At 44.5% G+C, this 12,805-nt stretch carries 4 protein-coding genes; 3 read left to right on the forward strand and 1 reads right to left on the reverse strand.

Annotation, left to right across the window (positions count from 1 at the left end; all coding sequences use genetic code 11):
* Positions 1-463: 463 nt before the first annotated feature.
* The gene (gene dnaE, locus AC07NA_RS23200; protein ID WP_345213543.1) at positions 464-4,054 is read right to left on the reverse strand and encodes a DNA polymerase III subunit alpha; all 3,591 of its coding nucleotides are present in this window, start codon (positions 4,052-4,054) and stop codon (positions 464-466) included.
* 228 nt (positions 4,055-4,282) lie between these two features.
* Here dnaE and AC07NA_RS23205 point away from each other — a divergent pair, with 228 nt between their 5' ends.
* From AC07NA_RS23205 to AC07NA_RS23215, 3 genes are all read left to right on the forward strand, one after another.
* Positions 4,283-9,439 (forward strand): translocation/assembly module TamB domain-containing protein, encoded by a 5,157-nt coding sequence (locus AC07NA_RS23205; RefSeq protein ID WP_494900158.1) that lies wholly within the window; start codon positions 4,283-4,285, stop codon positions 9,437-9,439.
* A 4-nt stretch (positions 9,440-9,443) separates the two neighbouring features.
* A complete protein-coding gene (gene tamL / locus AC07NA_RS23210) occupies positions 9,444-11,735 on the forward strand; it encodes a translocation and assembly module lipoprotein TamL (protein WP_494900160.1) in 2,292 nt (763 codons plus the stop codon).
* A 174-nt stretch (positions 11,736-11,909) separates the two neighbouring features.
* The gene (locus tag AC07NA_RS23215) at positions 11,910-12,353 is read left to right on the forward strand and encodes an aspartyl protease family protein (protein WP_494900162.1); all 444 of its coding nucleotides are present in this window, start codon (positions 11,910-11,912) and stop codon (positions 12,351-12,353) included.
* Positions 12,354-12,805 lie beyond the last annotated feature (452 nt).

Below are 12,805 nucleotides of genomic sequence, written 5' to 3' on the forward strand. Positions count from 1 at the left end.
CAGGGCATTGGCCATGTGCGGCAAAGAAGCCTTTTGCTGGACAAGGGTTTTGTTACTTTCGCCCTCAAAAGTAATAGGGCACTGCGCCCAAGAGCAGACTAATGTTAATTACAGCACTGTCCTAACATAAAAGGCGTATAGAAGCGAAGTGATTGCTTCGTACCCACCCATGTCGTGTTAAAAAAACCTGTCATTCTGAACGTTTGAAGAATCTTCTTCGCTATGCTTATCTTCGATAGATGCTTCGTTCCTCAGCATGACAGTGGAGAGTGGTTGTGAGCCATCGTCATTTCACCTTCAAAGTCCAAAAGAATTAAAATTCCTCGCAATGAAGTGAAGGAGAAAAGGGGATTACTTCACTACGTTCGTAATGACGAAATTCTAAAACCGACCATAGGTTGAATATTAAAAGCAGCTTTGACAACTTTTAAAAAGTTGTCAAAGCTCACAGCTATAAGGCCCTTTACATCAACACCGGTTTCACATTCGTTAATGCGAAGATTTCTTCCATCAAATCATCGCCGGGGTTAACGCGGATACTTTTTGAGGGGAGTTCTACCAGCATAGATTCTTCGCGGTCTTTGATCATGAATTTGAGTACGCAGTTCTTTACCGGGTAACGCTGGCTGTTATCGTCTATCAATTTTTGCAGCTTGTCGAACAAGTCGGTAGTAAGCATACTCAGGTCGAGGCATACAGTGAGCGATTTGGTGAACTTATCCCGCATTTCTGATAATAAGCTCATTACCATAATACGCAAATCCCAGTTATCTTTTTGCCTAAATTTTTCTTCGATGTTACCCTTGATGTGCATAAAATAGCCATCGCCAAGCAGGTTGCGGAATTTTATATAATCGTCGCCAAACAGCGCGAACTCGTACGAATCGTTATAATCTTCAATTACAAAAGTACCGAAAGGCTTACCGGTTTTGGTGGTTTTGTGCTGTACGTTGGCCATCAATCCGCCAATGCAAATCTCACCCTTACGACGCAGGTTGGCAAAAGCCACGGCAATATCATCGCCGCCCTCGCCTGAACGGGCCTTTTGCATGATCTTCAGTTCGGAAACCGTGGTATTGCAAAACTTCTCCAGTTCCAGTTTATAGTTATCCAGCGGGTGGCCGGTAAGATAAATACCAATTACCTCTTTTTCGTATTTCAGTTTTTCAATAAGCGGCCATTCTTCCACATCGGGCATGGCCGGTTCGGGGATGTACGAGGCTACACCGCTGCCAAATAATGATGATTGTGAACTGTTTTGGGTATTCTGGTAATCGTTGGCATATTTGGTTAGGCGCTCAATGCCGCTCAAAATACCATTCTCGGTTTTGGCGAAGAACTGCGCGCGTTTATAGCCGAACTCATCAAAAGCTCCGCCATATACCAAATTCTCGTACGATTTACGGTTAACACTGCGCACGTTAGAGCGCTGCGCGAAATCATATACCGATTTATAAGGGCCACGTTCGTTACGTTCTTCAATAATACTTTCAACCGCCTTATCGCCCACGCCTTTTACACCGGTTAAACCGAAACGAACCTGTCCCCTTTTGTTTACCGCGAAGGCCATGTCCGACTCATTAATATCCGGGCCTAATACCTGTACGTTCATCCGGCGGCATTCTTCCATAAAGAAGGTGATCTTCTCCATGTTGTTTTGGTTATTTAAAACCGCTGCCATGTATTCCGACGGGTAATGTGCTTTGAGATAAGCCGTTTGATAGGCCACAAAAGCGTAACAGGTAGAGTGCGATTTGTTGAACGCGTACTGGGCGAATGCCTTCCAGTCGGTCCATATTTTGGTGAGTTTATCTTTAGGGTGCCCTTTGGCTATGGCCCCTTCGGTAAACTGCGATTCCATCTTATTCAGTACCTCAATTTGCTTTTTACCCATCGCTTTACGCAAAACGTCGGCATCACCTTTACTAAAGCCTGCCAGCTTTTGCGACAGAAGCATCACCTGCTCCTGGTATACGGTAATACCATAGGTTTCGCCCAGGTACTCCTCCATATCCGGTAAATCGAAGGTAATAGGTTCAAGCCCGTGCTTACGCTTAATAAAGTTGGGGATATACTCTATCGGTCCCGGGCGGTAAAGGGCGTTCATGGCGATCAAATCCTCAAACTTATCGGGTTTCAGATCGCGCAGGTACATTTGCATACCATCACTTTCAAACTGGAACGTGCCGTTGGTGTCGCCTCGTTGGTACAGCTCAAAGGTTTTCTGGTCGTCGAGCGGTATGTAGTCAATATCTATATCGATGCCATGGTTCTGTTTGATCATACGCAGGGCATCCTTAATAATGGTAAGGGTTTTCAGACCCAAAAAGTCCATCTTAATTACACCGGCATCTTCAATTACACGTCCGTCGAACTGGGTAACCAGCAGGTCTGAGTCTTTGGCGGTAGCTACCGGAACAATCTCGGTAAGGTCATAAGGCGCAATGATGATACCCGCCGCGTGCACACCTGTATTACGTACCGATCCTTCCAGTTTTTCGGCCTCGCGGAGTACGATACCTTTCAGGTCGGTTGATTTGTAAATGGCTTGCAGTTCGGGCACCTGCTCAATAGCTGTTTTAAGGTTGATACCCAGAGTATCGGGTACCAGCTTTTTCATCGCGTTCACGTCTGATAGCGGCATATCCAGCACCCTGCCCACATCCTGTATACTGGTACGGGCAGCCATTGATCCGTAAGTGATGATCTGTGCTACCTGGTTCTTGCCATATTTATCAACCACGTAATCAATAACCCGCTGACGGCCGGAGTCGTCAAAGTCGGTATCAATATCGGGCATCGATTTACGATCGGGATTCAGGAAACGCTCGAACAGGAGGTTGTACTTCATCGGGTCGATATTGGTGATCCCTGTGCAATACGCCACCACCGAACCCGCCGCCGATCCACGGCCCGGGCCAATAAATACGCCCATATCGCGGCCTGCCCTTATAAAGTCGGCCACAATTAAAAAGTAACCCGCAAAACCCATGGTACGGATGGTGAACAGCTCAAAGTTGATGCGCTCTTCGGCCTCCGGACTAATATCCCGGTAACGCTCCTTAGCACCCATAAAGGTAAGGTGCTTCAGATACTCCCATTGGTTCAGGGTATCCGCGTCGGGCGTCATATCACTATGTATCTTAAATTCGGGCGGAATAACGTAGTTAGGCAGCAGGATGTCGCGCTTTAATTTAAGCACATCCACTTTATCAACTATCTCGTTGGTATTATCAAGCGATTCCGGGATATCCGAAAACAGCTTACCCATTTCCGCCTGGGTTTTAAAGTAAAACTGATCGTTAGTGAAACCAAAACGATAGCCCTTACCACCTTCTTCATCGGTAGCGATCGGCGTGCTTTGTAAATCGCCGGTGTTTACGCAAAGCAAAATATCGTGGGCGTTCGAGTCCTGCTGATCCACATAGTGCGAATCGTTTGAGCAGATCACCTTCACATTGTACTTTTTGGCAAACTTCATCAGCACCGCGTTCACGGTATTTTGTTCGGGGATATCGTGGCGCTGCATTTCTATATAGAAATCCTCACCGAACAGATCAAGCCACCATTTAAATTCCGTTTCGGCAGCAGCTTCACCATCACGTAAAATTGCCTGCGGCACCGATGCGCCCAGGCAGCAGGTAGTTGCTATAATGCCTTTATGATATTTTAATATCAGCTCCTTATCAATACGGGGCCATTTGCTGTAAAGGCCCTCCATATACCCTAACGAGCATAGTTTGATCAGGTTCTTATACCCTTCGGCGTTTTTGGCCAGCATCAGCTGGTGGTAACGCTTATCTTTTTTCTCTTTGGTAAACTGCTTTACGTGCCTGTCTGCAACCACATAAAACTCGCAGCCTACAATAGGTTTTACATTGTGTTTACCCGCCTCTGCCACAAATTTAAACGCCCCGAACATGTTACCATGGTCGGTAATAGCAAGCGCTTTCATTCCATCGGCAGCGGCCTTTTTATACAGCTTTGATATATCGGCAGCACCATCAAGTAACGAAAACTGGGTATGAACGTGTAAATGAGAAAAATCAGGCATAACAACTCCAAATCAATAAAAAACGGTAGAAATACAAAGTTATCAAAAAACAACTTGGCTTTGTTGTGTGTTGAAAAAACAACAGCACAGTGTATATACTCCTTAAAGGAGTAATGGTTTTTATAAAAACGCCTTTTAATGCGCCGCAGTATATATTTGGTTGGCTTTTAGCATGCTGTTTGCTGTTTAGTACATAATTACATCTTCACCTTAATAAATATTACAATTTTGAAAAAATTTGGACGTATAGCACTCAAAACGGTTCTCTGGATAATTGCAAGTGTCATCTTTTTAATACTGCTTGTAGTTATTTTAATACAGGTACCCGCGGTTCAAAATTTCGCAAAAAATAAAGCCGTTACTTTTTTACAGAATAAGATACATACCAAAGTAGAGATAGGCCATATCACTTTAGGTCTGCCAAAACTGATAGTTTTGGAGGATGTTTACTTTGAAGATCAGAAAAAAGACACCCTGATAGCCGGCGATAAACTAAAAGTTGACATCAGCCTGCTGAAATTATTAAAGAATAAGGTAGAGGTAAACGAGATCAACCTGGAGGGCATTACCGCCAATATCAGCAAAGGGCGCGATAGTCTTTTCAATTTCGATTATATTATAAAAGCATTCGCCGGCGAACAGAAGAAAGAGCCGCAAACAACCGATACTACCGCTTCCATGCAGTTTTCGATTGATAAGATCATACTGGACAAGATCAATATTAAATATAAGGATGTAACTACCGGCAACGATGTTAAATTTTTGTTGGGTCACTTTGATACCCGTATTAAGGAGTTCGACCTGGATAAGATGAAATTCTCCATCCCGAAGGTAAACCTGTCGGATGTTAACGCCAAGATCATTCAAACGCCGGTAGGTTCATCAATAGCGCAGGCCGCGGCGGTTGATACAGCTACCCAGCCACTCAACATGACGCTCGACCTTGGAGAGTTCGACATCTCGAAGATCAAAGTTGATTACAGCAGCGCGGAAATGTCGGCCAAGGTTGATCTGGGTAAGTTGCTGGTACAAATGGATCAGGTTGATCTGAAAAACCAAAAAATAGGTATCGAAAATATCGACCTTAATAATACCAACGCGGGCATCACCTTTGCCAAACCGCAAACCGTAGCCAAGGCGGCTGTAAAAACGGTTAAAAAGATAGATACGCTGGTATCGTCGCCGCAAAAATCGGCATGGGCGGTAAGCCTTAAAAAGATGCGCCTGGCCAATAATAATATCAGGTTTGATAATAACGCGCAAAAAGCGATAGCCAAGGGTTTAGATCCTGCCCACATGAACATCAAAGATTTGAATGTTGATGTACAGGATATTGTTTACACGCCCGACAGCTCATCAGGAAAGATCAACTCGATTACCTTTACCGAGAAAAGTGGCTTCCAGCTTAAAACTTTCCATACCGATTTCTTTTACGGAGCCAAAAGTGCTTCGCTGAAAGACCTGCTGGTTGAAACGCCTAACACCGTACTGCAAAAAGAAGTAACTGTAACCTATCCGTCAATTGATGCCATCAGCAAAAATGTTGGTGCTTTAGGTGTGGATGCCGATTTAGATGGCAGCCGTTTAGGTTTAAAAGATGTTACCCTGCTGATGCCGGCCATGGCCACCATGCCGCAGCTGAAAAAAGTACAGAACGCCGTTTTCCGCATTAACGGACAAGTAAAAGGACGGGTAGACAACCTGAAGATACAAGACCTCGAAATACTGGGCCTGAGCGCTACCCGCATCAAGGCATCAGCTACTATGCGTGGCCTGCCTGATGTAGAGAAATCGTACTTCGATGTAAACCTGAAAGAATTTAACACCAACCGCAACGATATTAACAAATTGGTTGATGCCAGCATGATACCGCCAACAGTGAGCATCCCGGCCAATATTAACCTGAAGGGTACTTTTAAAGGCAGCATGAAAACCTTTAATACCAAAATGGCCCTACGCTCAAGCTATGGCGCGGTCGACCTTACTGCGGCCATGAAGAGCGGCAAACGTAAAGGCAGCGAAACCTATTCGGCCAATATTAAAGCCAATAACCTTAACGTGGGCGCGTTAACCAAGCAACCGCAAATGGTGGGCATGATCACTATGTCGGCCAACGTTAAAGGTGCCGGGCTCGATCCTAAACATGCAAGCCTGCAATTCAACGGTAACGTACATAAAGCTTATGTAAAAGGGTATAATTACCAAAACCTGGTTTTGAAGGGCAGCGCCAGCAATGGTAAATACGTAGCCAAGGCAACTATGAAAGATCCGAACATCAATTTCAGTCTGGATGCTAAAGCCAACATGAACAAGAAATACCCGGCTGTAAGCGCTACCTTACTCGTGGATAGCATCAACCTGCAAAACCTGCATTTTGTGAAAGACCCAATGCGCTTTCATGGTAAGCTGATTGCCGATGTACCAACTGCCGACCCTGATTATTTGAATGCCAATATACAGCTGACCGATATGCTGGTGATACAAAAAGCGCAGCGCATCAAATTGGATACCGTTAGCCTTATATCAACCGCCACTGCCGATAGCAGTACCCTGCGCCTGAAAGCACCCATGCTGAACGCGCACATGGCCGGTAAATATAAACTGACCGAAATAGCCCCAGCCATGCAGGATTTGATCAGCAAGTATTTTAATACCGCTATTGCCACTACGGTAAAAACAAAGGCACCGGTTAAAAAAGTGAAATATTCGCCACAGCAATTCAGGTTTGATGTGCGCCTGGTTAAGACTCCGCTGGTAGAACAATTTGTACCGCAACTAAAAACCCTCGACCCGGTTAACCTTACCGGTCGTTTCAATAGCCAGGCAGGCGAGTTAGTGGTAGACGGATCGGTACCTAAAGTGGTGTACGGCACCCAAACCGTTAACAATATGAAACTGGCGGTTAATACCGGCAATAACGCTTTAAACTATAACCTCTCGGTTGATGAAATAAAGGCATCCTCATCGGTCGATCTTTTATACACTTCGGTATCGGGTAACCTGCAAAATAATAAACTGACCACCAGTTTACAGGTGCGCGATGCCGCCAAGAAAGAACGTTTCCGTATAGCGGGTGTATTGAGCGTATTGCCGCAACAGTACCAGTTCAGCTTTGTACCCGATGGACTTCTGTTAGATTACCTGCCATGGACGGTTAACCCGGACAATGCCCTCTTCTACGGCGAAAAGGGTATTATGGCGCGTAATTTCACCGTGACTAATAGCAACCAAGTGCTGAGTGTAAATAGTAATCCTCAGCAATTGAACGCCCCTATTGATGTTACCTTCCGTAACTTCAGGATAGAGGCATTAACCAAAATGGCCAAGCAAGATTCCTTACAGGTAGGCGGTGTGATCAACGGCGAGGCCAACATCAGCAACCTGCAAAAATCACCGGTATTTACAGCCGCTTTAAACGTGGGCGATTTCAGTTTTAAAGGCGATACAGTGGGTAACATTGCCATTAAGGTAGATAACCAAACTGCCAATGCCTATGCGGCCAATGTGAGCATCACCGGCAAAGGCAACCAGGTTGATTTGAAAGGTATGTATTACACTGCGCCGTCAAGCAGGTTTGATATGGACTTGAACATCGTAAACCTGAGTATGAAGAGCATTGAGGGCTTTAGCTTCGGCAGCCTGCGCAATGCCAGCGGTAACATTACCGGCGCGCTCAAAATAACGGGCACTCCTGATGCGCCATCTGTTAGGGGCGATATCAATTTTAATAAGGTAGGCTTTAACGTGGCTATGCTCAACTCCTACTTTACCATGCCGCAGGAGAGTATCACGTTCAATAACGAAGGTATCCGTTTCAACGATTTTACACTGGTAGATTCTACCGGGAACAAAGCGGTGGTAAGCGGATCGGTTTATACCAAAAAATATACTGACTATGCTTTCGGGCTGGATATCCGAACTGATAATTTCAGGGTGATCAACTCTACCCGCGAAGATAATAAGCTATACTATGGTAAACTATTCCTGAACAGTAACATCAAAATACGAGGAACGATGACATCTCCGGTGGTGGATGCCAATATCACTGTGAACGACGCCACCGACCTTACCGTAGTATTGCCAACCGTTGACCCAAGCATAGAAGACCGTAAGGGTGTGGTAGAATTTATTGATAAAGACGCGCCAAAGCTGGACTCTATCCTGTTGGCCAAACAACTTGATTCGCTGCGAAAATCAGACGTTACCGGGTTGGATGTATCTGCTACGATCAACATCAGTAAAAAGGCTAATTTTCACATTGTGATAGATGAGCGCAATGGCGATGTGGTACACATGAGGGGCGAAGCCAGCTTGAATGGCGCTATCGACCCAAGCGGCAAGATCAATCTTACAGGTAGTTACACCGTTGCCGATGGCTCGTACAATCTATCGTACGCTACCGTTAAGCGTAACTTCAAATTTAAACCGGGCAGCACCATCACCTGGACAGGTGACCCAACCAGTGCCAATATCGATCTTACGGCTATCTACGTAGCCAATGTGCCGCCTATTGATTTGGTAAGCAGTCAGCTTGATGCACAAAGTGAAACGATGTACAAGCAAAAGCTTCCTTTCAATGTTAACCTTAACCTGAAAGATCAGCTGTTAACACCGCAGATCACTTTTGATATTACACTGCCGGATAGCAATTACTCGGTATCGCAAGAGGTGATCAATAACGTTACTACCAAATTGGCGCAGGTAAGGCAGGATCCTAACGAGCTGAATAAGCAAGTGCTGGGTGTACTGATACTGGGTCACTTTATTGGCGATAACCCGTTGCAGAGCCAAGGTGGCAGTACCGGTGTGGAAGGTATTGTACGTAACAGTGTGAGCGGTTTATTAACCGATCAGTTAAATAACCTGGCGGGTAATCTTATTACAGGGGTCGATCTTAACTTTGGTGTAACATCCGGCGAAGACTATTCATCAGGCACGGCACAAAACCGAACCGATCTGAATGTAGGGGTATCCAAACGTTTCCTTAACGACAGGCTTACGGTATCCGTTGGTAATAACTTTAACCTCGAAGGTAACCAGGCCGGGCAAAAAGCTACCAATATTGCCGGTAACGTTTCGGTTAACTATAAGCTGAGTAAAGATGGTCGTTATACCCTGCGTGCTTACCGTAAGGATGAGTTTGTGGTAATTCAGGGCCAGATAGTGGAAACAGGCTTAGGCTTCTCGTTAACGGTAGATTATAACCGCTTCCAGGAAATATTCCGTAAACGTACCGAAGAAGAAAAAGCGCTGCGCCGCAAATATCGCCAGGAGCAAAAGCAAAAAGAAGAGGAACAAAAAGCGCAGGAAAAGGCGTTGGAGAAGAAAGACGAACAAACAGAGCAGCAACAGGAAGAACAGAAAAAGGCACAAACCTCAAACTAAACCCATGATTAAAAATTTAAGATATTTATTATTTCTGACGATACTGTTAAACGCCTGCAGCAATACCAAATACCTGCAGCCGGGGCAAAAACTGTACACGGGCGCCAAGGTAAAAATTGAGGACAAGGATATTAAAAAGAGCGAGGCAAGCGCGCTGAAAACCGATCTCACCACACTGCTTCGCCCTAAACCTAATTCGTCGTTATTAGGTATGCGGATAAAGCTTTATATCTATAATAAAACCAGAACCACTAAGAAATCGGGCTTTAAACACTGGCTGAACACGAAATTTGGTGAGCCCCCTGTATTGATCAGTGCTGTAAACATGGAGAAAAACAGCGAAATACTGCAAAACCGTCTACAAAATAAAAGCTATTTCCAGGCACTGGTGAGCGGCGATACCATTACTACCAATAAAACCGCACGTGTTGAATACACTGCCAAAACCGGCCCGGGTTATAAGATCAGGAATGTGATATTCCCTACAGGTACGGAAAATTTGGATACTGCCATTGCAGGCACCGCCAAACAAAGTATACTAAAACCCGGTGACAATTACGATTTAGATGTGATCAAAACCGAACGTTTGCGTATTGACGCACGTTTGAAAGAGAAAGGTTTCTTCTATTTTTCTCCCGAAGATATTATTATGCGGGTGGACAGCACCATTGCCGACCACAAAGTTGATATATTCGTAGCCGTTAAAAACACCACCGGCGACAGGGACAGGCGCATTTATACCATTAATAATATCTATGTATACCCCAATTATACACTCCGCGATACCTCGCTCAATTTAGATCAGGCTGTAAAATATCGTTGGTATAATGTGGTAGATAAGCGCAAAACTATCCGTCCGTTTGCATTTAAAAACACCGTATTACTGCAAACAGGCGACGTATACAATCGTACCAATCACAATAACTCATTGAACCGTTTTGTGAATTTAGGTCCGTACAAATTTGTAAAGAACCGTTTTGAAGATGTATCAACCGACTCATCTAAATTGGACATTTACTATTTCCTTACCCCTTTCCCGCGTAAATCTTTACAAGTGGAATTATTGGGGCGTACCACATCGGCAAACTATACGGGCTCACAAATTAACCTCAACTGGAAACACCGCAATGCCTTTAAAGGTGCCGAGCTATTAACGGTAACATTGTTCGGAAGTACCGATGTGCAGGTATCAGGCCAAAACGGTGGTTATAATGTATACCAGGTGGGTGGACAAACACGCCTGTCGTGGCCAAGGTTTATAGCGCCTTTCAATATACGGTCAGATAACGCTTATATCCCGCACACCAATCTTACCCTTGGTTTTACGCTCATCAATCGTACAAAGTTGTATACGCTTAACTCCTATACAGGTTCTTTCGGTTACGAGTGGAAAGAGAACGCGCACAAAACACACGAGTTGAATTTAACCAACATCATGTTTGTTAAACCAACCAATGTATCTGAAGAATACCAGAGAGGAATTGATACTTCAAACAATCCGGCACTAAAACATGTGATAGATAAGCAATTTACCTTCGGCCCAAGCTATGGTTACACTTATACCAATACTACCGAAGATTATCGCACTAATACTATTTATTATAATGGCCGTGTAAGTCTTTCTGCCGCCTTGTACGGTTTGGTTACCGGTGCCGATACTTTGGGTGGCAAGGTTCGCAGCTTGTTTGGTGCACCATTTAACCAATTTGTTAAATTTGAAAACGAGTTAAGGTTTTATCACAAAACAGGGCCAAATAGCAACATAGCCAGCAGACTTATCGTAGGCGTGGGCTTGCCATTTGGTAACTCTACGGTAATGCCTTATAGCCAGCAGTTCTTTATAGGCGGTTCAAACAGCTTAAGAGGCTTTAGGGCGCGTTCAATTGGTCCGGGTAGTTATTATGCGGGTAATAATGGCGATGCAATAAACTTCCTGCCCGATCAATCAGGCGATATAAAAATTGAAGCCAATCTTGAATATCGCCCTAAATTATTCAGCATAGTACGTGGGGCGTTGTTCCTTGATGCCGGTAATATCTGGCTGATGCGTTCTAATGGATCACAACCCGGTGGCACTTTTACTAAAGACTTCCTGAAACAGTTCGCGGTAGATGCGGGTGTAGGTTTACGTTTTGATGTAACCGTATTGGTATTACGTACCGATTTGGGCTTTCCTATCCGCAAACCGTGGCTGCCTGATGGTCAGCGCTGGGTGATTGACAAAATTGATTTTGGCAACAGCACATGGCGTAAACAGAACCTTATATTTAACCTTGCAATAGGTTATCCGTTTTAATGCTTGCTGAAAGGATGATTAGTTGATTAGTTGATTATCCTTCAAATCAATAAAATAAAAGACCGTGCGAATAACATATTCGTCCGGTCTTTTCTTTTAATAACACATTTTAATGGCCTGCATTATTTAATACTGATTGTATTTCACATTTTTGCTGCCACATAATTCTACCTCATGCGTTTTACTATACCACTTCAAATTATCGATCTGCACGATGATGGCTTTCACCCTTTGCTCGACGTAACCCTATTTGGGAAGCCCTTTAAACTGGTTTTAGATACAGGCGCATCAAAGACCGCTTTCGACAAAACTATGCTCTCCGCAGCCAACGAAGAAGCCTTGATCTCTTCTACCGATAAGTTATCCACAGGCCTTGGCACAAACACCATGGAATCGTTCACAGCCATCATTGGCAGCCTAACCATTGGCGAAGTCAATATAGCCCAATTTGAAGTAGCCGTGCTCGACCTATCCACCATAAACATAGCCTACGAGCAAATGAACCACCCACAAGTATTAGGTGTGTTAGGCGGCGATATTCTGATGAAATATAAAGCAGTTATAGACTACAGGAAACAGGTTTTGATTTTAAATACAAGAAAGCAAGTTAAGTTGTAGGTTTTAAGTTGAAAGTTGTGTGAGAAGAGATTTGAGTTGCCAGGATCGAGGTTTCGAAACTTGGATAAAGACCATTGGAAGCTCATTGGAAAATCAGTGCCGGCAGTTCTTATTAACGGTAGCTCCGTTCTATTCTCATATTGCACAGGCCCTAAGCTCCAGGCCGTTATCCGCTCCGCCCGGGTTTAGCGGGGAGATTAGTTGTATGTTGAAAGTTGTGAGTTGTATGGAAAGAGTTGCAGGTTTTGAGTTGTGTGTAAGAGGTATTACTTCGATGTCTGTGCGTTGGAATAGTTCCCGGAACCTACAACTTACAACACACCACCTACAACCCGCTTATAAACAACAAAACCCTCTATCTATTAGATAGAGGGTATGTTTAAGATTGGGCACCGACCTACTCTCCCACGTTTTACCGCAGTACCATCGGCTCTGGCGGGCTTGACTTCTCT

It is taken from the genome of Mucilaginibacter sp. GW821-FHT07G05, from assembly GCF_059418565.1.